This window comes from Ralstonia sp. AU12-08 (assembly GCF_000442475.1).
Lineage (GTDB): Bacteria > Pseudomonadota > Gammaproteobacteria > Burkholderiales > Burkholderiaceae > Ralstonia > Ralstonia insidiosa.
Genome location: NZ_ASZV01000015.1, coordinates 1 through 25124, shown reverse-complemented (window position 1 = coordinate 25124; position 25124 = coordinate 1). Strand labels below are relative to the sequence as shown.

At 63.5% G+C, this 25124-nt stretch carries 22 protein-coding genes; 2 read left to right on the top strand and 20 right to left on the bottom strand.

Features of this window, described 5'->3' with window-relative positions:
* Window positions 1–26: 26 nt before the first annotated feature.
* The 5 genes from nusA to C404_RS39295 all read right to left on the bottom strand — a co-directional run bounded on the left by nusA (window position 27) and on the right by C404_RS39295 (window position 6185).
* Window positions 27–1502, bottom strand: coding sequence for a transcription termination factor NusA (gene nusA / locus C404_RS39315; protein WP_021194254.1), 1476 nt, complete (start codon window positions 1500–1502; stop codon window positions 27–29).
* Window positions 1499–1987, bottom strand: a complete 489-nt coding sequence (rimP, locus tag C404_RS39310) for a ribosome maturation factor RimP (RefSeq protein ID WP_021194253.1) — start codon at window positions 1985–1987, stop codon at window positions 1499–1501. The genes nusA and rimP overlap by 4 nt, the downstream gene beginning before the upstream one ends.
* Before the next feature lie 206 nt (window positions 1988–2193).
* Window positions 2194–3999, bottom strand: coding sequence for a pseudouridine synthase (locus C404_RS39305; protein WP_021194252.1), 1806 nt, complete (start codon window positions 3997–3999; stop codon window positions 2194–2196).
* A gap of 102 nt (window positions 4000–4101) precedes the next feature.
* Window positions 4102–4944, bottom strand: a complete 843-nt coding sequence (gene scpB, locus C404_RS39300; protein ID WP_049286223.1) for an SMC-Scp complex subunit ScpB — start codon at window positions 4942–4944, stop codon at window positions 4102–4104.
* Window positions 4945–5441: 497 nt separating this feature from the next.
* Window positions 5442–6185 carry a sulfite exporter TauE/SafE family protein gene (locus tag C404_RS39295; protein WP_021194250.1) on the bottom strand — a complete coding sequence of 248 codons (744 nt, stop codon included), beginning with the start codon at window positions 6183–6185 and terminating at the stop codon, window positions 5442–5444.
* 178 nt (window positions 6186–6363) lie between these two features.
* Here C404_RS39295 and fnr point away from each other — a divergent pair, with 178 nt between their 5' ends.
* Complete coding sequence (gene fnr, locus C404_RS39290; protein ID WP_080981278.1) at window positions 6364–7092, top strand: fumarate/nitrate reduction transcriptional regulator Fnr; 729 nt, start codon at window positions 6364–6366, stop codon at window positions 7090–7092.
* A gap of 25 nt (window positions 7093–7117) precedes the next feature.
* On the opposite strand, the gene C404_RS39285 is transcribed toward fnr, so the two are convergent.
* The 9 genes from C404_RS39285 to C404_RS39245 all read right to left on the bottom strand — a co-directional run bounded on the left by C404_RS39285 (window position 7118) and on the right by C404_RS39245 (window position 15210).
* Window positions 7118–7372: a hypothetical protein gene (locus tag C404_RS39285; RefSeq protein WP_021194248.1), complete on the bottom strand. Its 255-nt coding sequence runs from the start codon at window positions 7370–7372 to the stop codon at window positions 7118–7120.
* Window positions 7369–7596: a FixH family protein gene (locus C404_RS39280; RefSeq protein ID WP_021194247.1), complete on the bottom strand. Its 228-nt coding sequence runs from the start codon at window positions 7594–7596 to the stop codon at window positions 7369–7371. The genes C404_RS39285 and C404_RS39280 overlap by 4 nt, the downstream gene beginning before the upstream one ends.
* Before the next feature lie 26 nt (window positions 7597–7622).
* Window positions 7623–9086 carry a cytochrome c oxidase accessory protein CcoG gene (gene ccoG / locus C404_RS39275; protein ID WP_021194246.1) on the bottom strand — a complete coding sequence of 488 codons (1464 nt, stop codon included), beginning with the start codon at window positions 9084–9086 and terminating at the stop codon, window positions 7623–7625.
* Window positions 9083–10006 carry a cytochrome-c oxidase, cbb3-type subunit III gene (gene ccoP, locus C404_RS39270; RefSeq protein ID WP_021194245.1) on the bottom strand — a complete coding sequence of 308 codons (924 nt, stop codon included), beginning with the start codon at window positions 10004–10006 and terminating at the stop codon, window positions 9083–9085. The genes ccoG and ccoP overlap by 4 nt, the downstream gene beginning before the upstream one ends.
* Before the next feature lie 12 nt (window positions 10007–10018).
* Entirely contained in the window at window positions 10019–10210 is a 192-nt protein-coding gene (locus tag C404_RS39265) for a cbb3-type cytochrome oxidase subunit 3 (protein WP_021194244.1), read from the bottom strand.
* Window positions 10211–10213: 3 nt separating this feature from the next.
* On the bottom strand, window positions 10214–10894 hold the full coding sequence (gene ccoO / locus C404_RS39260) for a cytochrome-c oxidase, cbb3-type subunit II (RefSeq protein WP_021194243.1): 681 nt from the start codon (window positions 10892–10894) through the stop codon (window positions 10214–10216).
* Between the two features lie 10 nt (window positions 10895–10904).
* Window positions 10905–12362 (bottom strand): cytochrome-c oxidase, cbb3-type subunit I, encoded by a 1458-nt coding sequence (gene ccoN, locus C404_RS39255; RefSeq protein WP_021194242.1) that lies wholly within the window; start codon window positions 12360–12362, stop codon window positions 10905–10907.
* Window positions 12363–12478: 116 nt separating this feature from the next.
* Window positions 12479–12649: a cbb3-type cytochrome oxidase assembly protein CcoS gene (ccoS, locus tag C404_RS39250; protein WP_021194241.1), complete on the bottom strand. Its 171-nt coding sequence runs from the start codon at window positions 12647–12649 to the stop codon at window positions 12479–12481.
* A gap of 8 nt (window positions 12650–12657) precedes the next feature.
* Window positions 12658–15210: a heavy metal translocating P-type ATPase gene (locus C404_RS39245; RefSeq protein ID WP_021194240.1), complete on the bottom strand. Its 2553-nt coding sequence runs from the start codon at window positions 15208–15210 to the stop codon at window positions 12658–12660.
* Window positions 15211–15386: 176 nt separating this feature from the next.
* On the opposite strand from C404_RS39245, the gene C404_RS39240 reads away from it, so the two are divergent.
* On the top strand, window positions 15387–16229 hold the full coding sequence (locus C404_RS39240) for a 2-phosphosulfolactate phosphatase (protein WP_021194239.1): 843 nt from the start codon (window positions 15387–15389) through the stop codon (window positions 16227–16229).
* 34 nt (window positions 16230–16263) lie between these two features.
* Here the strand turns inward: C404_RS39240 and zapE are convergent, their stop codons facing one another.
* The 6 genes from zapE to C404_RS39210 all read right to left on the bottom strand — a co-directional run.
* Complete coding sequence (zapE, locus tag C404_RS39235; RefSeq protein ID WP_021194238.1) at window positions 16264–17361, bottom strand: cell division protein ZapE; 1098 nt, start codon at window positions 17359–17361, stop codon at window positions 16264–16266.
* Between the two features lie 89 nt (window positions 17362–17450).
* Window positions 17451–18887: a dihydrolipoyl dehydrogenase gene (lpdA, locus tag C404_RS39230; RefSeq protein WP_021194237.1), complete on the bottom strand. Its 1437-nt coding sequence runs from the start codon at window positions 18885–18887 to the stop codon at window positions 17451–17453.
* Window positions 18888–18954: 67 nt separating this feature from the next.
* Window positions 18955–20214, bottom strand: coding sequence for a 2-oxoglutarate dehydrogenase complex dihydrolipoyllysine-residue succinyltransferase (gene odhB / locus C404_RS39225; protein WP_021194236.1), 1260 nt, complete (start codon window positions 20212–20214; stop codon window positions 18955–18957).
* 143 nt (window positions 20215–20357) lie between these two features.
* Window positions 20358–23222: a 2-oxoglutarate dehydrogenase E1 component gene (locus tag C404_RS39220; RefSeq protein WP_021194235.1), complete on the bottom strand. Its 2865-nt coding sequence runs from the start codon at window positions 23220–23222 to the stop codon at window positions 20358–20360.
* A gap of 291 nt (window positions 23223–23513) precedes the next feature.
* Window positions 23514–24266 (bottom strand): glycerophosphodiester phosphodiesterase, encoded by a 753-nt coding sequence (gene ugpQ / locus C404_RS39215; protein WP_021194234.1) that lies wholly within the window; start codon window positions 24264–24266, stop codon window positions 23514–23516.
* A partial coding sequence (locus C404_RS39210) for an ATP-binding cassette domain-containing protein (protein ID WP_021194233.1) occupies window positions 24263–25124 on the bottom strand: 862 nt, incomplete at its 5' end. The genes C404_RS39210 and ugpQ, both read right to left, overlap by 4 nt.

The window sequence follows — 25124 nt, the reverse complement described above, 5'->3', positions numbered from 1 at the left end:
AAAACGATCAACGCTCGGTCGCAACGTCACGAAAACCAGTGTTCACGCGCCTTCATGATCAGCGCCTTGGCCTGTTCTTCGTCAACGCCGGTCATTTCGACCAATTCGTCCACGGCCAGCTCAGCCAAGTCGTCGCGCGTCTGGATGTTCCCCTCGGCCAGCTTGCCGATCAGCTCCGGGGTCAGCCCCTCGAGGTCGCGCAGGTCTTGCGACACCTTCTCGACCTTTTCTTCCTTTGCCAGCTCCATCGTCAACAGCACGTCACGGGCGCGGTTACGCAGCTCGTTGACGGTGTCTTCGTCGAACGCTTCGATTTCCAGCATTTCCTGCAGCGGCACATAAGCCACTTCCTCGAGCGAGCTGAAGCCCTCTTCGATCAGGATGTCGGCAACCTCTTCGTCCACGTCCAGCTTCGCCATGAACAACTGACGAACAACGGAGCTTTCTTCAGCCTGCTTCTGCGCAGACTCAGCCGGCGTCATGATGTTGATCTGCCAGCCCGTCAGCTCCGATGCCAGACGCACGTTCTGGCCGCTACGGCCGATGGCGACGGCGAGATTCTCATCGTCGACGACCACGTCCATGCTGTGCTTCTCTTCGTCCACGACGATGGACTGCACTTGCGCCGGCGCCAGCGCGCCGATCACGAACTGCGCCGGGTCTTCCGACCACAGCACGATGTCCACGGCCTCGCCGCCGACTTCGTTGCGCACTGCCGTCACACGCGTGCCGCGCACGCCAACGCAGGTACCAATCGGATCGATGCGCTTATCGTGTGCAACGACTGCGATTTTCGCACGCACGCCCGGGTCACGCGCGGCCGCCTTGATCTCCAGCAGGCCCTGTTCCATTTCCGGCACTTCGTTTTCGAAGAGCTTGATCAGGAAATCGGGGCAGGTGCGCGACAGTTCAATCTGCGGGCCGCGTGCGGTACGGTCGACATTCAGGATGTACGCGCGGACACGGTCGCCCGTGCGCAGGTTTTCCTTCGGGATCATCTGGTCGCGTGCCAGCAGTGCCTCGACGCGGCCGGTTTCAACGATCAGGCCTTTCTTGTCGGCACGCTTGATCGTGCCGGTCATGACCTTTTCGCCACGATCCAGGTAGTCGTTCAGGATCTGCTCGCGCTCGGCATCGCGGATGCGCTGCAAGATCACTTGCTTTGCAGCCTGTGCGCCAATGCGGCCGAACTCGACCGACTCGATCTGCTCTTCGATGAATTGATCGACGTCGATGTCGGCGTCCTGCTCTTTGGCCTCGAACAGCAGAATCTGCTTGTCCGGCTCCTGCAGCCCGGCATCATCGGGAACGACCAACCAGCGACGGAAGGTTTCGTGCTCGCCCGACTCACGGTCGATCGCCACGCGCACATCCACGTCTTCTTCAAAGCGCTTCTTGGTCGCCGAAGCCAATGCGGCTTCCAGCGCCCCGAACACCACATCCTTGTCGACGTTCTTTTCGCGCGCAAGCGCATCGACGAGCAACAGAACTTCGCGGCTCATTGCTTGTTCCCTTTGTTTCGATTTCCTTTGAAGTCCAGCACTGGCACCAGCCGGGCGCGGTCGAGTTCCGACAGCGTGAATTCCAGCAGCGCAGGGCCGTCCTTTCCCTCAAACTCGAGGCCGACCCGTTCCTGGCCGAGTTCCCCCGTGGGAGTCTGAATGATCCCCGTGAAATTCTTCTGGCCGCCCACCGGCAGACGCAGCGTCACCTTGGCCTCAAGGCCCGCGAAACGCGTGAAGTCGGACAGCGTGCGCAGCGGGCGATCCAGCCCAGGCGACGACACTTCCAGCCGTTCGTAGTTCACGTTTTCGACTTCGAAGACACGCGTGAGCTGATGGCTCACCTTCTCGCAATCCTCAATGACGATGCCATTCTCCGCCTGATCGATATACACGCGCAGCAATCCAGCCGGCGCGCGTTCCACTTCCACCAGTTCGTAGCCCATGGCGGCGAGGGTTTTCTCAATCAGATCAGTCAGATGCACGTTTTTCCTGAAGAATTTCCCGGTACTGCCAACCTGCTGAAGCAAAAAAAAATGGGCGCAACGCCCATATCATTCGCCCATCTTCTACAGGATGACTTTTGATTAGACTCATATTGTAATCCGTCTCAGCGCAAAACGCAAAAATTGCCCTGAACGCACCACAAAATCGGGCGCTGCGACGGATACCGCACACAGCGCCACCACACTTAACGCTTGCCGCCGCGGTTTCCACCGCCACTGCGCGCCTTGTTGCCCATCTTGTTGCCGTTGGGCGCGCCACCACCCCTGCCAGGACGCTTGTTGCCAGGCGCGCGATTACCGTCACGCATGCCACCACCTGCACCTGCGCCACCACGACCATCCGGACGAGCGCCCGTGCGAGTGCGTGCCGTCAACGTGGTCGGGCCACCCACATTGATGTAGCCCATGGAGGTCTGCATCGGGTCCGGCTGACGAGGATTGGGCTGACGGCGTTGCGCAGGCTGAGCGCGGTTGCCATTCTCAACGCCCATGCCGCGTGATTGGAAGTTCGCTTCGCCGGTAAAGCCCGACGACATCGGCCCCATCAGCACCGGCGCCGGCTGGCGACGGCGATCCCCCTGGCGACTCTTCTCACCCGAGCTGGCCGTCGGGACCTTCATACCCAGCGTGCTCATCAGCGTGCGCACATCCTCGGGCGAGACCTCTTGCCAGCGCCCACGCTTGAGGCCGCGCGGCAGCACAAAACTGCCATAGCGCGTCCGGATCAGGCGCGACACGGTCAGGTTGACCGCTTCGAACATGCGGCGCACTTCGCGGTTGCGGCCTTCGGTCAAGGCGACGTGATACCAGTGATTGACGCCCTCACCACCGCCATCGGCGCAACGCAGGAAGTTGGCTTCGCCATCCTGGAGTTGGATGCCGTGCAGCAGCTTCTGACGGTCAGTTTCAGCCAGTTCGCCCAGCGTACGCACCGCGTATTCACGCTCAACGCCATAGCGCGGGTGCATGAAGCGGTTGGCGATGTCGCCAGACGTCGTGAAGATCAGCAGACCTTCCGTGTTGAAATCCAGGCGGCCAACGGCGACCCACTTGCCGGTCTTCATGCGCGGCAGCGCATCAAACACGGTCGGACGGCCGTCCGGATCGGATTGGCTGACAATTTCGCCGGCCGGCTTGTGGTACAGCAACAGGCGCGGCGGCTTGTTGGGCAGCTTGCGCTGAATCAGCTTGCCGTTCACGCGCACTTGGTCGGTGGCGAGAATGCGCTGACCGATGTGTGCCGGTAGGCCATTCACCGAGACCCGACCTTGCAGGATCAGGTCTTCCATGTCGCGGCGCGAGCCCAGGCCCGCATCGGCCAGGATCTTATGCAGCTTGGGCGCATCGTCCTCGGCGGTCAGTTCACGCGCCTTGCTCGGCTGCGATGCGCCGCCGACGTCGGCTTCCGAGTCGTACGCCCCGGAAATCACGTACTGGAAGACGTCGTCAGCGCCTTTGCCACCCTTGCCGCCTTGATTGCCTCGACCTTGGCCGGCTGCTTTGCCCTGCTGCGGCTTGCCATTGCGGCCCTGGCCCTGGCCCTGCCCCTTGCCGCGACCGGGATTGGCACTCTTGCCACCGACATTTTCGACACGCTCACCTGCCGGCTGGCCCTCACCCTCGCGGCGACGGTTCTTGCCGAAACGGCCACGCGGGCCACGTCGCTCGCCGCGGTCGGCTCGACCTTCTGCGGGCGCACCTTCGACGGGCGCAGCAGCTTCCACTACCACTGCTGCGTCGCCGGCAGGGGCTTCCTTCGGCTTGCGGGCGCGCGGAGCGCGACTCTTGCGCGGTTGGGCAGGTTGGCTGGCATCGGCAGCCACCTCGCCTGCAGGCGCATCGCCCTCTGGGCGGCCGTCCTGCTGCTGGCGGCGCGACGCCACCAGGTTGCGCAAGCCCCTGCGCAGCCCTTTGCGGCGCGGCGCGGACGACTCAGCGCCATCGCCTGCGCCCTCTTGACGGGGTGCCGAAGCGTCGGCATCAGCCGGCATACGTGTATCCATGGAATCTGGCAGGGTGCTCACAACGTCTTTCAATTCAAGTGGTTCAGGCCATGCGCCGCTTGGAATACCGATTCGGCGGTTGGCATGGCATTACGAGTTCTCATTCGTGGAAGCCGCTGACGGCTCAGCCACGGTCTTGTTCGGATCTTCCGATTCCGCCTCAACGGTTTCGGTTTCAGCTTCAGGTGCGCTCGACCCACTCACCTCGACCTCGGCGGCAGACTCGACTTCTGCTTGCACAACAGGCACATCCGCTTTCGCCGCTTCGGCTACCAGCGGTTCGGTTGCGTCGGCAGAAGGCGCCCGAGCGCCCTCGCCCTCCGGCGCATCGTTGACCAACGCAGTCAATTCCTGCACCGCAATCGCCCCGCCCTCGAACTCGATTGCGCCCTGCTCCAGCAGGCTTGCCTGCGCCTGGGCACGGGCATCTTCGAGCGGCGGCAGCTCATCCAACGAGCGCAGCCCGAGGTCGTCGAGAAACTGCTTGGTTGTGGCGTACAGCGCCGGGCGGCCCGGCACATCGCGATGACCAATGACCTCGATCCAGCCGCGATCCTCAATCTGCTTGATGACCTGCGTGTTGACCGTAACGCCACGAATATCTTCAATATCGCCGCGCGTGACCGGCTGGCGATACGAAATGATTGCCAGCGTTTCCATCACCGCACGCGAGTACTTCGGCGGCTTTTCCGGATGCAGGCGATCGAGATACACGCGCATCTCAGGACGGCTCTGCAGACGCCAGCCCGAGGCCAACGCTACCAATTCGACACCTCGATTAAGCCAATCCTGACGCAGCTCTTCAAGCAGTACGCGGATGGTGTCCGCGGAAACATCTTCGTCGAACAGCTTGCGCAAGTCATTGACTCGCAAGGGGTCCTGCGCGCAGATCAGCGCGGTCTCGAGGACGATTTTCGCCTCTTGGGTATTCATTCGGTTGAGCGGCTCGTCATTGCTCGCGTCCGGCAGGTCGCCGTCACGCTTGAGGTTTGTCGTCCCGCCGCGACGCACGCGGCATGTCTGAATGCTGTTGCCCGCCCGGGCCCGGCGCGCGAGAGCCAATTGGACCAATTGGGCCTTGCACCGAAACGCAGTGGCTGTGCCCGCAAAAAGGGCCGGAGGAGCGAGTTGATCCGGTGCCGGTCAGGCACCACAAGGGCAAATTTTTCCGCCGCCATGGGGACGGATACTGCACCGGTCGGCTGCCAACGAATCTGGCATCCCGACCGAATCGACTGTCCAGGGCGGCCTTTTTTGTGGCTTTCGCGCTGGATGGCGTCGCTTGACGCCGCGCTTGGGATTGTTGATTTGCGCGGTGGGCGAATCGAATTGTGGTTGATTGTAGGGCAATTTCCTGCGGTGCCGCAACCGGGAAGATGCCTTAGTGCCCCACCCTTGGCCGGATGCTGGTCCGCAGGCGCTTCAAACGGCTACAGCACCAGGCAGAAGCCATGTGCATTGAGCATCTCCGGCAGCCACGCGGCGCACACCAGCCCCCAAACGCCAAAGCCAGTGATAGCAGCGCCCGCCGCGCCGCGCGCCCATTTCCGGCGAGACAACCCTCGCAACCAGCCGGCCAGACCAGACATCATCAGCAGATTCGGCAGCGTGCCCGCGCCAAACGCCAGCATCACAACCGCCCCCGACGATGCGTTGCCCGCCAACAACGCAACAGCCAATGCCCCATAAACCATTCCGCACGGCACAAGCCCCCATGCCAAGCCCGTGACATAGCGCCGCACCAATGGTGGGCTGCGATGCAGGTTTCCACCCAACCGCGCCCCCATTTTCGACAGGGCGCCGGCAAAATAACCAAGCACGCGTTCCAGCCAAGGACTGCGCCATGTATCGCCCGTAGTTCGCACGATCAGCAACAAACCGTAAGCCAGCAACAACGCACTGGCAAATGCAAACAATCCGCGTTGAATTGGCAGCCACTGCTGGCGCCAAACCGTGGCACCGAGCGCACCCATGATGGCCCCCAACACCGCGTACATGCTGATGCGCCCGGCATGCATGACCGTTTGCTCGAACGCCAGCCTGCGACGCGAAACGATGCGCACCGGCACCTGCCCGCGTTCAGCGGCCAACGCGATGCCGCTGCACATTGCCAGGCAATGGACGCCACCGAGCAATGCGATCAGAAAAACGCTCACGAGCGCAGCAACATTCATCTTTTTAACGCTCTTTTGATATGGGCCAAAGTTAGTGTTTTGCTGACGGGAATTCCGTGCATTTCGCGCAATTCACGTTATCGGAACAATCCGATATCAGCATGGCCGCCGCTATAATAGGCCGCGGTTGCATCACAAGAATTTCTCATTTCACTTACTCGAAATTCACTCGCCCCCTGTGCTCACACGAATCGCACTCACCGACCAAGCCTCCCGTTGCTCCACCTGCGTACTCGGCCAGATCTGCCTGCCGGTGGGCATGAATTCGGAAGACGTGCGCAAGATGGATGAGTTGGTTGCCGAGCGCATCCGCATCAAGAAAGGCCAGACGCTCTACGCCCTCGGTGAACCGCTCGAAGCCGTGTACGGCATCCGCTTCGGCACGCTCAAGACGCACCTGACGCTGGAAGACGGCCGCCACCAGATCACCGGCTTCCATTTGCCCGGCGAGATCGTCGGGCTCGATGGCATTGGCGACATGTGCCACGTGTCGGATGCCACCGCGCTGGAAGATACCGAAGTCTGCGTGGTGCGTTACGACCAACTGCAACAGCTCTCGCGCCGGCTGCCCTCTCTGCAGCACCAGTTCTTGCGCATCATGAGCAAGGAGATCTCGCAGGATCACCAGATGCTGCTGACGCTCGGCTCGATGCGCGCTGAAGAACGCCTTGCTGCTTTCCTGCTCAACCTGTCCAAGCGCTCAGCCCAGCGCGGGTATTCGTCGACCGAGTTCGTGCTGCGCATGAGCCGTGAAGAACTGGGCAGCTATCTGGGCCTGAAGCTCGAAACCGTGAGCCGCCTGTTCTCGCGTTTTGCCGAGGCCGGCCTGATCCAGATCCGCCAGCGCCACGTCAAGCTGATCGACATGGCAGGCCTGCGCCAGGTGATGAGCGGCCAGGCCAACTAAGCCGCCCACCCTCCCAGACATCCGCTCACACGAGCGGATGCTCATGCGCCTCCAGCTTGCCGATGCCCGGCGACACATACAGCGTGAGCGCGCTCGACAATCCGCACAGCAACCAGAACACGAAGAACGACACCGTGTAGACCGCCTCGGCCGACACGGCAATCTGTTCTCCGAAGAAACGCAGATCGGCCGGGTCCACCACCGCAAACACGACCAGCTCGGCCAGCGCCGCGCATAGAAACGCGGGCCAGAGAATCCACATCAGCAGGCGGCGTTTCATTGGACCTCCCCGTGGGCGGCATGGGCCGGCACGGAGACGGGCTTCTCGACGACCAGGCCGCGCCGCACGACGTTGTCATGAATGACGGGATCCGGATGCGACACGGCCAACCAGATGGTGACACCGCACCCGATCATGGCGACGAAGGGGCCGGCCATCAGCAGCCACGGCCAGGGCTCGCGCCACCATGGCCGGGCCGGAGCGGAAGATTGCATTGCCTGCATCTGTGTCTCCTGTTCTAAAAACCGCATCAGCGCGGCACGATGAAACTCGATGGCTCGCGCAGCACAAGGCTGTCGCTACCGCTGTCTGCCTGGATCACGAAGCGGATCTTGTGCGAGCCGGCTCCCACGTCGTCTGCCGGACGGCGCACGCGAATCGGCAGCAGGCGGTTGGCCGCCGGCGCCAGTTCAAGCGTGGTCGATTCGCCACGACCGCCCTGCACTTCCAGCTGCGGCAGTCCTTCCGCCGTGATGGTCACGCGCACGGGTTGCTCGGAGGCATTCATCAACTGCAGGCGATAGACGTTCTCGATCTTGCCACCGTCCACCTCGCGCGCCAGCGCACCACGATCACGAATCACGTCCACCTTGAGCGGCTGGCGCATCGTCAGCGCAACGATGAAACCCGTGATGAGTACCAGCATGATGCTGGCATAGATCAGCACGCGCGGACGCAGCAGATGGCGCCGCGCCTCTTTCGGGGTGAGCCGGTCGTGCATCGCACGCTCGGACGTGTAGCGGATCAGGCCGCGCGAGTAGCGCATCTTGTCCATCACCTGATCGCACGCATCGATGCAGGCTCCACAGCCGATGCACTCGTACTGCAGACCCTGACGGATGTCGATGCCGGTCGGGCACACCTGCACGCAGATGCTGCAGTCCACGCACGACCCGAGCCCCTGCGCCGCGAAGTCTGCACTGCGCGAACGGCTGCCGCGCGGCTCACCGCGTTGCGTGTCGTAGGTGACGACGTAGGTGTCTGGGTCGACCATCACGCTCTGGAAGCGAGCGTACGGGCACATGTAGAGGCACACCTGCTCCCGCAGGAAGCCCGCATTGCCCCAGGTGGCGAATGCGTAGAACAGCATCCAGAAGGTTTGCCACGGGCCGAGCGACAGCGTCCACGTCTCCATGCCGAGCTCACGGATCGGCGTGAAGAAGCCGACGAAGGTGAAGCCCGTCCACAGCGCAATCACCACCCAGGCTGAATGCTTGGCCGCCTTGAGGCGTAGCTTGCGCAGGCTCCAGCGCTCACCGTCGAGGCGGATGCGGGCGAAGCGGTCGCCTTCGATATGCCGCTCGATCCACATGAAGATTTCGGTGTAGACCGTCTGCGGGCAGGCGTAGCCGCAGAAGAGCCGCCCCGCCACTGCCGTGAACAGGAACAGCCCCAGCGCCGACAGCACGAGCAGCACCGTCAGGTAGATCACGTCCTGCGGCCACAACACCAGCCCGAACAGGTAGAACTTGCGCGCGCCCAGATCGAACAACACCGCCTGGCGCCCGTTCCATTCAAACCACGGCAGCCCATAGAAGATGGCTTGCGTGGCCAGCACCATCCACACGCGCCAGCTTGCGAACGCCCCCGTCACGGAGCGCGGATAGATCTTGCGCCGGACCTCGTAGAGCGCCTGTTCGGTGGGCGTGTCGTCCGAGCCTGCCGTTGCAACGGCAGGTGTCATGGGGCGCCAGCCGGGTTCGTGTTCGCTCATTGCTGGGCGCTCGTGTTGTTGTTCGACAGCCCCCACACGTAGGCCGCAAGCATGCGGATCTTCTCCGGCGACAGCAGGTTCTCGTGCGCCGGCATCGTGTTGTCGCGGCCCTTGAGGATAGTCTCGACAATGGTTGCCTCTGAGCTGCCGTACAGCCATACGCGGTCGGTCAGGTTGGGGGCGCCAAGAGCCTGGTTGCCCTTGCCGGTCGCCATATGGCATGCCGCGCAGACCGACTTGAAGGTCGGCTCACCACGTGCAGCCTTGATCGGGTCATAGGCCAGGCCCGACAGCGAGCGCACGTAGTTGGCCACGTTGGCGGCCTGGTTGGCGTCCACCACTGCCGCCAGCGACGGCATGACGCCATGACGGCCCTTGGTGATGGTGGTGAGGATCGTCTCCGGATCACCGCCATACAGCCAGTCGTTGTCGGTCAGGTTCGGGAAGCCCTTGGAGCCGCCCGCATCCGAGCCGTGGCATTGCGCGCAGTTGTTCAGGAACAGGCGCTGGCCGATCTCGTGTGCCTGTGGGTCGGCGGCGATCTGCTTGATGTCCATACCGGCGTAGCGCTCGTAGAGCGGGCGCACCTTGGCATCAGCTGCAGCGCGCTGCGAGGCCAGCTCACCGCGCGTGGAGAAACCCAGCACACCACCGTACGCACCCAGCCCCGGATACAAGACCAGGTACGACAAGGCGAAGATGCACGACAGCAGGAACATCCACATCCACCAGCGCGGCAACGGATTGTTCAGCTCGCGCAGGTCACCATCCCACACGTGGCCGGTGTCGTCGCCGGCTTGCTGTCCGGGCGCGATCGTGATCTTGCGTTGCGAGAACAACAGCCAAATGCACCAGGCGATACCCACCAGGGCAATCGCCGAGATGTAGTACCCCCAGAACTCAGAAATGAAGTCGCTCATGATCTTGTGTCCTTATTGATGTGGGCGCGACGCACGAGTGGACTCTGCGCGTGCACCGGCGACCTCGGCTTCATCGGGCAACAGGAACGGCAGCATGGCCGATTCCGCATTGGCGGCAGCGCGATGCGCCGAGAACGCCCACCAGCTGATCCCCACGAACAGCACCAGGAAGACGGCGGTGGCAATTGCACTCAGCATGGCCATGGCTCACTCCTTGGTAGCGACGGTGGCAGGCGATGCCGGCGTTGCAGCCACATCGCGCACATTGCGCAGCTCTACGCCCAGACCCTGCAGAAAGGCCACCACGGCGTCTTCTTCGGTCTTGCCGGCAAGTTGCTCGCGTGCACCGGCAATCTGTGCGTCCGTATAGGGCACGCCAAGCTGACGCAGCACCTGCATCTTCTTCTCGATGTCACTGTTGTCGAGCGGCGTCTTCGCGAGCCAGGCATAGGCCGGCATGTTCGATTCCGGCACCACCTCGCGCGGATCGCGCAGATGGATGCGGTGCCAGTCGTCCGAATAGCGCTGACCCACGCGCGCCAGGTCCGGCCCCGTACGCTTGGAGCCCCACAGGAACGGATGATCGAACACCGACTCGCCAGCCAGCGAGTAATGTCCATAACGCTCGGTCTCGGCACGCAGCGTACGCACCTGCTGCGAGTGGCAGCCGACGCAGCCTTCGCGGATGTAGATGTCGCGCCCGGCCAGCCGCAGCGGCGAATACGGTGCGATGCCTTTGACCGGCTCAGTCGTGGAGTGCTGGAAGAACAGCGGCAGAATCTGCACCAGCCCGGCGATGCTGACGACGACCAGTGTCATCACGATCAGCAAGCCGATGTTCTTTTCCAGCGTCTCGTGCGAGAAGAAGCTCTTTTGTTGGTTGCTCATGTTCGTCTCCTCACTGTGCCGCGGCCAGCGGGGCCTGTGCCGGTTGAGGGATCGGCGCATCCACCGCCTTGCTGCCCTGGATGGTCTTGAACACGTTGAATGCCATCAGCAGCATCCCGCTCAGGAAGCACAGGCCACCCAGCAGGCGGATGATGTAGAACGGGTACGTCGCCTTCACCGCTTCGACAAAGCTGTAGGTGAGCGTGCCGTCAGCCTCGGTGGCGCGCCACATCAGCCCTTGCATCACGCCGGCGACCCACATGGCGGCGATATAGAGCACCACGCCAATCGTGGCGATCCAGAAGTGCACCTCGATCAGGCGCGTGCTGTACATCTTCTGCTGCCCGAACAGGCGCGGGATCATGTAGTACATCGAGCCGATGGTGATCATGGCCACCCAGCCCAGCGCGCCGGAGTGCACGTGACCGATGGTCCAATCGGTGTAGTGCGACAGCGCGTTGACGGTCTTGATGGACATCATCGAGCCCTCGAAGGTCGCCATGCCGTAGAACGACAGCGCCACCACCAGGAACTTCAGGATCGGATCGGTGCGCAGTTTGTGCCAGGCACCCGAGAGGGTCATGATCCCGTTGATCATGCCGCCCCACGACGGCGCCAGCAGAATCAGCGAGAACACCATGCCCAGCGACTGCGCCCAGTCGGGCAGCGCGGTGTACTGCAGGTGGTGCGGGCCCGCCCACATATAGGTGAAGTTCAGCGCCCAGAAGTGGACGATCGACAGGCGGTACGAATAGATCGGACGCTCGGCTTGCTTGGGCACGAAGTAGTACATCATCCCCAGGAAGCTGGTGGTCAGGAAGAAGCCCACCGCGTTATGGCCGTACCACCATTGCACCATCGCATCCTGCACGCCGGCGTAGGCCGAGTACGACTTCCACATCGTCACCGGCAGCTCTGCGTTGTTGACAATGTGCAGCAGCGCAATGGTGATGATGTACGCGCCAAAGAACCAGTTGGCCACGTAGATGTGCTTGGTCTTGCGCTTGATGATGGTGCCGAAAAACACAACGGCGTAGACCACCCACACCAGCGTGATCAGGATGTCGATCGGCCATTCCAGCTCGGCGTATTCCTTCGAGCTGGTGTAGCCCAGCGGCAGCGTGATGACGGCGGCCAGGATGACCGCCTGCCAGCCCCAGAACGTGAACGCGGCCAGCGTGTCGGAGAACAGGCGCACCTGGCAGGTACGCTGCACGATGTAGTACGACGTGGCAAACAGCGCGCTGCCGCCAAACGCAAAAATGACCGCGTTGGTATGCAACGGACGCAGCCGGCCGTACGTCAGCCAGGGCACCCCAAAATTCAGTTGCGGCCAGATCAACTGGGCCGCGATCAGCGCACCGACCGCCATACCGACGATGCCCCAGACGATCGTCATGATCGAGAACTGGCGGACAACGCGGTAGTTGAAGGTCTGGGTGTGCTGCAACGCGCTGGACGATTCCATGCTTGCTCCCCGAGTGTGTTGGTTTGATGCGGTCATGTTAAGAACCGGGCGGCCTTGGGGTCTTGATGTGCATCAAGGCACCCCGGCCAATATGCGATGTGAAAGTGGTCTGCCGCTCAGTCCTGCAGCCGTGTGTTGCGCGCAGGCGTATCCGGGTCCAGCAGAATCGACTCGGCGGGCGTCTTCAGGTCGTCGTACTGGCCCGAGCCGACGGCCCACCACAGCACGCCGACGATTGCCATCACCAGCATCAGCGACAGCGGAACCAGTAGGAACAGCGTTTCCATGCAGCCTCCTAGACCACGCACCGCGGGGCACGCGATAGGCGCCACGCATTGAGTGCCACCAGCAATGACGACACCGACATGCCGATGCCCGCCGCCAATGGCGACAGCCACCCCAGCGTAGCGAGCGGGATGCTGATCGCGTTGTAAGCAAAGGCCCAACCGAGGTTCTGGCGCACCACACGCAACGTGCGGCGGCCGATCGACACCGCCTCGCTGATGGCGGACAGGCGCGGCTCGGTGAGAACCGCGTCGGCGCCTGCCTGTGCAAGCGGCGCACCGGTACCGATAGCAATGGAGACCTGCGCCTGCGCCAGCAAGGGCGCATCGTTGATGCCGTCGCCGACGGCCAGTACACGGGCCCTGCGCGCCTGCAGCTTCTGCACATAGGCGCGCTTGTCTTCGGGGCTTGCGCCACCGACTGCGTGATCGATCCCCAGCCGGTTGGCCCACCAGCGCACGGTCTCCGGCGCATCACCGGACACCAAGTGCAAACACAAGCCTTGCTCGCGCAATGCCTCCAGGCAGGCAGGTGCATCGGCACGCGGCGTATCGGCCAGAGTGAAGCGCGCGAGGGGTTGTTCGTCGCGACCAAGCCAGACCACGGTGCATGCCGCAGCGGGCGGCACCTCTTCCATCGGCGCTTCGTTGCCGTAGCGGACGGCCTTGACTGGTTGATCCGCGAACTGCGCTGCGGCGAACAACTGCGTGCCCAAGCGCAGCGACTGGCCACCAACCACCGCATGCACCCCCTGCCCCGGCACGTTGGTGGCGTGCTCCACGCTGGGCAACGTCAATGCATCGGGCGTGGCAGCACGCAGCGACTGCGCAATCGGATGGTTCTCCGATTGCTCCATCGCACAGGCCATCGCCAGCCAGGTTTCGGCGTCCGCATCGGCAAAGGTTTCGATGCTCAACAGGCGCAGGCGCCCTTCTGTGAGCGTGCCGGTCTTGTCGAGCAGCACGTCTGTGACAGCGGCCAGGTTTTCGATGGCGTGACCGCGCGTGACCAGCACACCGCGCCTTGCCAAAGCGCCGCTGGCCGCCGCCAGTGCAGACGGCGTGGCGAGTGACAGCGCACACGGGCAGCTCACCACCAGCACCGCAACCGTGACGGCAAACATGCGGCTCGGATCGATCCACCACCACGCAATCGCCGTCAGCACTGCCCAACCAAGCAGCACGGCCACAAAGCGACCGGCAACGTGATCGGCCAACTCCGCCATGCGGGGCTTGTCGGTCAGCGCACGATCCAGCAATTCAACGATGGCCGCCAGACGCGTCTGCGTGCCGACACGGCTCACGCGCACGCGGATCGCGCTGGCCACGTTATAGCTGCCGGCAAGCACGGCCGCACCGACGTCACGCTGGCGCGGCACGCTCTCACCGGAGAGCAGCGATTCATCAATCTCGGTGGTGCCACGCTCGATGATGCCGTCAGCAGGGAGCACTTCGCCCGCGCGCACTTCCACGCAATCACCCACACACAGCGTGGCAACGGGAATGGTCTGCACCGTGCCGGACGCGGCATCAATACGCCGGCAAGTGGCTGGCAACTGGCGCACCAAGGCTTCTGCCCCGGATGCAGCACTCTGCCGTGCACGCAGCTCCAGATACCGCGCTGCCAGCAGGAACGCGACGAACATCGTCACCGAGTCGAAGTACGTCTCGCCGTGTCCTCGCACCGTGGCAAACACGCTGGCGACGAATGCCGCGCCAATGCCAAGCGCCACCGGCACATCCATACCGACGTGGGCGTGCCGCACCTGACGCCACGCGCTGCGGAAGATCGGGGCAGCAGAGATCAGCACCACCGGCACGGTCAGCAACAGGCTCGCCCACTGCATCAGGCGGGTCTGATCGACGGGGATGTCGCTGCCGTGCAAATACACCGGCCACGCGTACATCATCACCTGCATCATCCCGAGCATGGCGATGCCAAGCCGGATCAGCAGGCTGCGGCGCTCGCGCGCCTCGGCTGTGCGGCGTGCCGAAGGTTGGTCGGGCCAGGCCTCGTAGCCCACGTCTGCAATGGCCGCAAACACGGCAGACAGGCGCACGGCACCCGGCTCACAGACAAGGCGAGCGCGCTCGGTGGCGTAGTTGACAGTCGCCTCTCGAATGCCGGCCACGCGCGAGAGTGCGCGCTCGATCAGCCAGACACAGGCGGCACAGCGCATGCCGGTGATCGCCAGCGAGACTTCCTCTGCGCCATCCGCACGGGTGCGCACAAAGCGTTCGCGCATGACGGGCAGATCGTATGTCGCCCACACGGCTTCGGCTTCGGCGCGCTTGTCGCCATCCATGGGCCGGGCGAAGGCGATCGGGCCGTCATAGACGTGGCCCATGCCGGAGGCATGCAGCGTCTGCGCGATTGCCTGGCAACCGGCGCAGCAGAAGGTGTGGGATTGATCGGCGATGTTGCCGTGCAGCGCCGTCGCTGCATCGAGCGCCGAGCCGCAGTGGTAGCAGAGGGCTTGTGACGACGCTACCTCACTCGCCACATGTGGCGGGGCCGCACCGCGGTCTGCGGCGGAAAGCGCGGGGGCGTAGGTCGTCGTCATTATGTGGCCATGCTAGCCACACGCCGCCGATTCCCCCTTGATGTGCGTCAAGAGCCGTCATGGTTGGTGGAGACGCCGTTATGCGCCGTACAAGCCACTCGCTGCCAGGCTGCCCTGTCGCAAAAAATTTCGCGTCCTATAGTGTTAGCTGGACCAGGCAACTAGGAGGGCGTCCTATGGCAACCGAATTCAGCCTGTACAACATTCACTGCGAGTGGGGCGAGCACGGCGCATCCGCGCTGGCACCGCATTGCGACGTGGTCATCGTGGTCGACGTGCTGTCGTTCTGCACCTGCGTGGACATTGCGGTGGGGCGCGGCGCACGCATCTACCCGTACCCGTGGCGCGACAGCAGTGCGGAAGTCTTCGCCCGCCGCGCCGGCGCCATGCTGGCGTGCACCAATCGCAGTCAGCCTGGCTACTCGCTGTCGCCTGCCTCGTTGAAGGAGCTGCCGGTAGGCAGCAGCCTGGTCCTGCCCTCGCCCAACGGCGCAACGCTCGCCCTGGCGACCGGTTCAACGCCGACGTTTGCCGGCTGCCTGCGCAATGCCCGAGCTGTGGCGGAAGCCGCTACGCGACTGGGCCGCCGCGTGGCCGTGGTGGCGTCGGGCGAGCGCTGGGCCGACGGCAGTCTGCGCCCAGCCCTGGAGGATTGGCTGGCCGCCGGCGCCATCGTGCATCACCTGTCGGAGACAGTCGCGGGCTTTCTACCGCAAGCACTATCGCCCGAAGCACTGGCCGCACGGGCGATCTACCGGGAAGCCTCCCAGACCGGGATGATGAAAGCGTGGATGCTGGATTCGGTGTCGGGCCGCGAACTGTGCGAACGCGGTTTTGCCGAAGATGTGGCCATCGCCTCGCAAACGGACGTGAGCAACATCGCCCCGATGCTGGTGGAAGGCGCGTTCCGCAATGTCAACCGCAAGAACGAGAGCCCGGCGCAGGATTTCCTGGGGGCAGCGAACCTGCGCCCATCGCACGCGCCGTCCTCACATCGCAATCCGCCGCTCTCGCATTAGTCAGAACGGCGGGTCGGGACAAACGCGGTAGCGATCAGGTCAACGACGTATCCACCTCGCGGCGAGGCGCCTCGAGGTATTCGCGCGACTGCATCTCGACGATGCGCGACACCGTACGCTGGAACTCGTTGGCCATCTGGCCTTCGGTGTAGAGCTCGTCTGCCGGCACTTCGGCCGACATCAGCAGCTTGACCTTGTGGTCGTAGAACACGTCGATCAGCCACGTGAAGCGACGCGCTTCGGATGCCATGCGCGGCGTCATCTTCGGCACATCGGCCAGGATGACCGTGTGAAAACGCGAGGCGATTTCCAGGTAATCGTTCTGCGAGCGCGGACCGCCGCACAGCGTGGCGAAATCGAACCACACCACGCCGCCGGCCTTGCGCGCGGCGCGAATTTCACGGTGCTCGATGCGCAGCATCGGCGATTCGTCCGGCACTTCCGCCACAGCAGCAAAGGCATCACGCAACGCCGAGTTTGCCTTGGCGCCCAGCGGCGTGTAGTACGCCTGCACCTGCTCCATCGCACGCTTGCGATAGTCGACACCGGCATCCACGTTGAGGATGTCGAGCTTCTCTTGCAGCAGTGCAATGGCGGGCAGCACGCGATCACGGTGCAAGCCATCCGGATACAGCAGGTCCGGCCGATAGTTGGACGTCATCACGAACTGCACGCCATTGGCGAACAGCTGGTCCAGCAGTCGATGCAGGATCATCGCGTCAGCCACATCGCTGACGTGAAATTCGTCAAAGCAAATCAGTCGGTAACGCTTGGCGATGCGGCGTGCCAGTTCGTCCAGCGGATCGGCGCGACCGCGCAGCTCTTCCAACTGGCGATGCACCTCGCGCATGAACTCGTGAAAGTGCAGACGCGTCTTGCGCACCAGCGGCACGCAGCTAAAGAACGCATCCATCAGGAACGACTTGCCGCGCCCCACCCCGCCCCACATGTACACGCCGCGCGGCAGGTCCGGATGCACGAGCATCTTGCGCAAGGCGCTCGAGCGGCGGGCCTTGTAGGCCACCCATTCGTCGTAGCACTGCTGCAGGCGATCGACGGCACGCTGCTGCGCCTCGTCGGGCTGATAGCCGCGCGCCTTCAGTTCCTGTAGGTAGGTTTCCTGGACGTTCATCTGCGTGGGGCGCCATTGACGGGCCCAAATGGACCGATGCCCGGCATCTTGTGGATAGCCGGGCACCGTGCTCGCTTTTCAGCGAGTCATTACATATTGAGCTGACGCTTGTCGACAGCCAGCGCCGCTTCGCGCATCACTTCCGACATCGACGGGTGCGGGTGGCAGATGCGGCCGATGTCTTCAGCCGCAGCCTTGAACTCCATCGCCACCACGGCTTCGGCAACCAGATCGGATGCGTTGGCCGCGACGATGTGCACGCCCAGGATCTCGTCGGTCTTCGCATCGGCGATCACCTTGACGAAGCCTTCCGGCGTGCCCATGCCCAGCGCACGGCCGTTGGCCAAGAACGGGAACTGGCCAGCCTTGATCTCGCGGCCTTCGGCCTTGAGTTGCTGCTCCGTCTTGCCGACCCATGCGATTTCCGGGAAGGTGTAGATCACCCACGGAATGCAGTTGTAGTCGATGTGCGGCTTCTGGCCGACGATGCGCTCGGCCACGGCCACGCCTTCGTCTTCTGCCTTGTGCGCCAGCATCGGGCCACGCACCACGTCGCCGATCGCCCACAGGTTCGGCAGCTTGGTTGCGCAGTGGTCGTCCACCTCGATGAAACCGCGTTGGTCCGTCGCCAGACCGATGGCTTCCAGGCCCAGACCGTCGGTGTTCGGCACGCGGCCGATCGAGACGATCAGCTTGTCGCACTCGAGCACTTGGGCAGCGCCTGCAGCGTCGGTGTAGTTCACCTTCACGCCCTTGGCCGACGATTCGATCTCGCCAACCTTCACGCCGACGTTGATCTTCAGGCCCTGCTTGGTCAGCAGCTTGTTGGCTTCCTTAGCAACAGATTCGTCCGCCGCACCGAGGAAGCTCGGCAGTGCTTCGAGAATCGTCACTTCCGAACCCAGGCGACGCCAGACCGAGCCCAGCTCCAGGCCAATCACGCCGGCGCCAATCACGCCCAGCTTCTTCGGCACTTCGGCAAACTTCAGTGCGCCTTCGTTGTCGGCAACGATCACGTTGTCGACCGGCACATTCGGCAGATGGCGCGCCTTCGAGCCCGTGGCGATGATCACGTGCTTGGCGGTCACGACTTCTGCGCCGGCCTTGCCGTTGATCTCGACTTGATAGCCGGCATCCGTCTTGCCGACAAACTTGCCGCGGCCCTTGAGCAGCGTCACCTTGTTCTTGCGGAACAGGAACTCGATGCCCTTGGTCATCTTGCCGACGATGTCGTCCTTGCGCTTGAGCATCTTGGCAACGTCGACCTTCGCGCCTTCCACCGTGATGCCGTGGTCGGCCAGGTGGTGGTTCACGTTCTCGAACTCTTCCGACGAGGCCAGCAGCGCCTTCGAGGGAATGCAGCCGACGTTCAGGCAGGTGCCGCCCAGGCGCGGTTCACCCTTCGGATCGTCGTAGGCGTTGTCTTCGCAGCAGGCCACGTTCAGGCCCAGCTGGCCGGCGCGGATCGCGGCGATGTAGCCGCCAGGGCCGGCGCCGATCACCAGCACGTCAAATTCTTTGCTCATGGAGAAATCCTCGATTCGGACGCCGCCGCACAGCGGGGGCGGCGTCTCGTGTCATCAACGCGGTCGATTACAGGTCCAGCAGCAGGCGGGCCGGATCTTCCAGCGCTTCCTTCATGGCGACCAGGCCCAGCACGGCTTCGCGGCCGTCGATGATGCGGTGGTCGTAGGACATGGCCAGGTAGTTCATCGGGCGAACCACGACTTGACCGTTTTCCACCACAGCGCGGTCCTTCGTGGCGTGCACGCCCAGGATGGCCGATTGCGGCGGGTTGATGATCGGGGTCGACAGCATCGAGCCGAACGTACCGCCGTTCGAGATCGAGAACGTGCCGCCGGTCAGGTCGTCCAGCGTCAGCTTGCCGTCCTGGGCCTTCTTGCCGAATTCAGCGATCTTCTTCTCGATGTCGGCCAGGCTCATCTGGTCGGCATTGCGCAGGATAGGCACCACCAGACCACGCGGCGAGCCGACAGCGATACCGATGTCGAAGTAGCCGTGGTAGACGATGTCGTTGCCGTCCACCGACGCGTTGATGACCGGGTACTTCTTCAGCGCATGAACAGCCGCCTTCACGAAGAACGACATGAAGCCCAGCTTCACGCCGTGGGTCTTCTCGAACTGGTCCTTGAACTTGGCGCGCAAGTCCATCACCGGCTTCATGTTGACTTCGTTGAAGGTGGTGAGGATGGCGTTGGTCGATTGCGATTGCACCAGGCGCTCGGCGATACGGGCACGCAGGCGGCTCATCGGCACGCGCTCTTCCGGACGGTCGCCCAGGGCGGCGAAGTCCACCGGAGCAGCGACTTGCTGCAGGGCCGGACGTGCGGCTTGCGGAGCAGCAGCCGTAGCCGCTGCCGGCTTGGCGCCACCAGCCACGGCACCCAGCACGTCGCCCTTGGTGATACGGCCATCGCGGCCCGTGCCGGCCACTTGACCAGCCGACAGGTTGTTCTCAGCCATCAGCTTGGCAGCCGACGGCATGGCCACGCCACCCGTGGCAGCAGCAGCCGGAGCGGCGGCAACGGGTGCCGGTGCAGCAGCGGCCGGAGCCGGAGCAGCGGCAGCCGGTGCAGCAGCGCCTGCCTTGCCTTCGGTGTCGATCTTCGCCAGCAGTTGTTCCGACGTAACGGTCGCACCGTCAGCCACCAGCACTTCAGCCAGCACGCCAGCCGACGGCGCCGGCACTTCCAGCACAACCTTGTCGGTCTCGATTTCGACCAGGACTTCGTCCACGGCCACGGCTTCGCCCGGCTTCTTCTTCCAGGAGATCAGCGTGCCCTCTTCGACGGACTCGGAAAACTGCGGGACCTTGACATCAACAATAGCCATTTCGATGGTTCCTTGGATTCTGTGTGCGCTGCCCTGCAACCCTGCATGGCGGGGCGGGCCAGCGCTTCAATTCGTTTGCGTTATTCGGGAGTGAAGATGCGCCAAGGCGGTAGCCATTGCCACCGCCCTGGAGCTGATCTCGCTTACTTGGTCAGCACGAAGCCCTTGAGCTTGGAGAACGCCGCATCGATCAGCGCCTTCTGCTGCTCGTTGTGCTTGGCGTAGTAGCCCACCGCCGGCGATGCCGAGGCCGGACGGCCTGCGTAGCCCAGCTTCTGGCCTTCAGCCATGTTCTCCATGATGTAGTGCTGCACGAAGAACCAGGCGCCCTGGTTCTGCGGCTCGTCCTGGCACCACACCACTTCGGCGAGGTTCGGATACTTCTTCAGCTCGGCCGCGAACGCCTTGTGCGGGAACGGATACAGCTGTTCCACACGGATGATGGCGGTGTCGGTCTGGCCGCGTTCCTTGCGTGCGTTGACCAGGTCGTAGTAGACCTTGCCCGAGCAGGCCACGACGCGCTTCACCTTGGCGGGGTTCAGATCTTCTGCCGTATCGGCGATCACCGTTTCGAAGTGGCCCTTGGCCAGATCGGTCAGCGGCGACACTGCATCCTTGCTGCGCAGCAGCGACTTCGGCGTCAGGATGATCAGCGGCTTGCGGAACATCCGGATCATCTGACGACGCAGCAGGTGGAAGATCTGCGCCGGCGTGGTCGGCTGCACCACTTGCATGTTGTGGTCTGCGCAGAGCTGCAGGTAGCGTTCCAGGCGTGCCGAGCTGTGCTCCGGACCTTGGCCTTCATAGCCGTGCGGCAGCATCAGCGTCAGGCCCGAGGCGCGGCCCCACTTCACTTCACCCGACGAGATGAACTGGTCGATCACGACCTGCGCGCCGTTGGCGAAGTCGCCGAACTGGGCTTCCCAGATCACCAGGGTGTTCGGCTCAGCCGACGAGTAGCCGTATTCGAAGCCCATCACGGCTTCTTCCGACAGCACCGAGTCGATCACGGTAAACGGTGCCTGGCTTTCCGACACGTTCTGCAGCGGGATGTAGCTGCCGGCGTCCCAACGCTCGCGGTTCTGGTCATGCAGCACGGCGTGGCGGTGCGTGAACGTACCGCGGCCAGCATCCTGACCGGTGATACGCACCGGGTAGCCCGACGCCACCAGCGAGGCGAATGCGAGATGCTCGCCCATGCCCCAGTCCAGCGACACCTCGCCCTTGCCCATCTTGGCGCGGTTGTTGACGACGTTCTCAACCAGCGGGTGCAGCTTGAAGTGGTCGGGGATGGCAGTGATGCGCTCAGCCAGACGCTTGAGTTCAGCCATCGGCACAGCGGTGTCCGCCGAATCCGTCCACTTGCGGTTCAGGAACGGCAGCCAGTCCACTGCGAACTTGTTCTTGAAGTTCGACAGCACCGGGTCAACGGTGTGCTTGCCGGCGTCCATGGCGGCGCGGAATTCCTGCACCAGGGCGTCCGGCTCTTCGGCCTTCAACGTGTTTTGCGTGACGAGCCTGTCTGCGTACAGCTTGCGCGTGCCAGGGTGCTGGCCGATCTTCTTGTACATCAGCGGCTGCGTCATCGCCGGCGTGTCTTGCTCGTTGTGGCCGAGCTTGCGGAAGCAGATGATGTCGACCGCGATGTCCTTCTGGAACTCCGTGCGGAAGTCCACGGCCAGTTGCATGGCCAGCACAACGGCTTCCGGATCATCGCCGTTCACGTGCAGGACCGGTGCTTCGATCATCTTGACCACGTCGGTGCAATACAGCGTCGAGCGCGAATCGCGCGGGTCCGACGTCGTGAAGCCGATCTGGTTGTTGATGACGATGTGGATCGTGCCGCCCGTGCCGTAACCACGCGTTTGCGCAAGGTTCAGCGTTTCCATCACGACGCCCTGGCCAGCGAAGGCTGCGTCACCGTGCACTTGCACAGCCAGCACCTGCGCGCCGTGCTTGTCATCGCGACGCTCTTGGCGTGCCTTGACCGAGCCTTCCACGACCGGGTTGACGATTTCCAGGTGCGATGGGTTGAACGCCAGCGACAGGTGAACCGGGCCGCCCGGGGTGGTCACGTCGCTCGAGAAGCCCTTGTGGTACTTCACGTCGCCGGCCGGCAGGTCGTCCACGTGCTTGCCTTCGAATTCGGCAAACAGGTCAGCCGGCATCTTGCCCAGCGTGTTGACCAGCACGTTCAGACGGCCGCGGTGGGCCATACCGATCACGATTTCCTGCACGCCCTTCTCGCCGGCGCGCTGGATCATTTCGTCCATGGCCGCGATGAAGCTCTCGCCGCCTTCCAGCGAGAAGCGCTTCTGACCGACGTACTTGGTATGGAGGAAGCGCTCGAGGCCTTCAGCGGCCGTCAGGCGTTCCAGGATGTGCTTCTTCTTTTCTGCCGAGAAGGTCGGCTTGGAGCGGATGGTCTCCAGACGCTCTTGCCACCAGCGCTTCTGTGCCTGGTCGCTGATGTACATGAACTCGGCACCGATCGAGCCGCAGTACGTTTCGCGCAGGTTGTTGACCAGCTCGCGCAGGCTCATCGACTCCTTGCCGAAATACGTGTTGCTGGCGTTGAAAACGATGTCCTGGTCGGCTTCGGTGAAACCGTAGAAAGCCGGGTCCAGATCCGGCACCGGCGGGCGCTCCTGACGCTTGAGCGGGTCAAGATCGGCCCAACGCAGGCCCACGTTGCGGTATGCCGCAACCAGCTGCGTCGCCGCCACGCGCTTGCGACCCATATCGGAATCGGCAGATGCGACGATCGTCTTGATCGGGCCAGCTTTGGCGCGCTCAGCGAACGAGGTGACGATGGGGGCGTGAGGGATATCCCGGGCGTTGGAACCGTCGACGGCGGGGACGTTCTGCAGCGCATCGAAGTACGCGCGCAGGGCCTCGCTAACGGACGTGGGATCTTGAAGGTACGCTTCGTACTGATCTTCAACGTAGGCGGCGTTACCGCCGGACAGGTACGAAGTGTCCAGGTACTGCTTATACAGCTCTGTCATGGGGCGCTCACTTTTCTCCGGGTCTGCCGGAGTTCAGCGGGTTCATCAACCTTCCGCGACACGGCTTGACCGGTTAGCGGATCGCAAACTAAATCGCCTGAAATCACCTGATCGGACCAGATCGTGCATAGCAGAAAGGAGGCACCGAGACAGCTTTTACAGACAAGTTGTGCGGGAAGGACCTAAGTCTTCACGGGCGGGAAGCATAGCACGTTTATAAGCAACATTCTGATTCTTTGACGTGACAACGGCCCGTTGTTTTGCTACGTCAAAGAACCTTTTCCATCACATTCAAGCGGGCGAAATCCGATCGACCCAATCGGTGATCAAGCCGTCCAGGCCGGCGCCCCACAGCAACTGCGCGCGGTCGACATCGTTAACGGTATAGCAGCAAACGCGGAAGCCGGCAGCGTGTGCCTCGGCAATGATTTCAGGCGTGAGTTCGCGATGGTTGGCGTCGAGTGCCACGCAGTCGAGCGCACGCAGACGGTCGAGCCAATCGCCAGGCAATGTGTCGAACAGCAATGCGCGCGGCAACTCCGGAGCGGCATCGCGCGCGGCGGCCAGCGCCTCTTCCGAGAACGACGACAGCAGTGGCGGCACATCGGCATCGGCCCACAGCGTACGGGCATCAAGTGCAACGGCTGCCCCCGTGCGCCACTCCGCGCCCGGCACCGGCTTGATCTCGATGTTGGCGAGATAGCCATTGGCGCGCAGGTAGCGAGCGATGCCGGCCAGCGTGGGCACAGGCTCGCCAGCGTAGGCCGGGCTGTGCCAGCTGCCGGCATCCAGTTGCGCGATCTGGCTCAGCGTGAGCGCGTCGAGGCGGCCGTGACCGTTCGTGGTGCGATTGAGCGTGGCGTCGTGCAGCAGTACGGCCACACCATCGCCCGAGAGCTTCACGTCGAACTCGAACATGCGATAGCCGAACGACGCGCCGTGGCGGAACGCGACCAGCGTATTCTCCGGCGCCAGCTTGCCCGCGCCCCGGTGTGCGATGGCGCGCGGATACGGCCAGGCAGGCAGCGTGCGTGCGTCGCTCATGCGAGGGCCTCAATGCGGCGGGTGGTTTGCGGATCGAACCAGTGCAGATGCTCGGCCGAGGTGGTGATTGGCAGCTTGTCACCGGCCTTGACACCGGCATGCGGCTCCAGGCGAACCACGATCGGATGACCCGCCAGCGAGCCATACGCAAACGCATCAGCGCCGAGGGCCTCCACCACACGCACATCAACGAAGGCGATGGCCTGGTCAGCGGAACACGGCTCGATGTGTTCGGGGCGCAAACCCATCAAAGCGCGTTCAGGCAGGTGCAAGCCCATCGGCAGGTGGCCGAGCGTGGCGGCAGCGTCGCCCTCCTTCGCGCCATCGACGCGGATCTGCGCGCCCTCGCCCGCCTGACGTGACACGGGCACGAGGTTCATCGGCGGCGAGCCGATGAAGCTGGCCACGAACGTGCTGGCCGGGCGCGAGTACACCTCCAACGGCGTGCCGATCTGCTCGACCCGACCGCCGTTGAGCACCATCATGCGATCGGCCAGCGTCATGGCTTCGACCTGATCGTGCGTCACATACAGGCTGGTGGTGCGCAGGCGCCGATGCAGATCCTTCAGTTCCAGACGCATCTGCACGCGCAGCTTGGCATCGAGGTTGGAGAGCGGCTCGTCGAACAGGAACACAGCCGGCTCGCGCACGATCGCGCGGCCCATGGCCACACGCTGGCGTTGGCCACCCGAAAGCTGGCGCGGCTTGCGATCGAGCAGCTTGCCGAGTTCGAGAATGCCCGCAGCCTGTTGCACGCGCGTCTGGATCTCGGTCTTGGGGAGACCGCGAATCTTCAGGCCGTACGCCATGTTGTCGAACACGCTCATGTGCGGATACAGCGCGTAGTTCTGGAACACC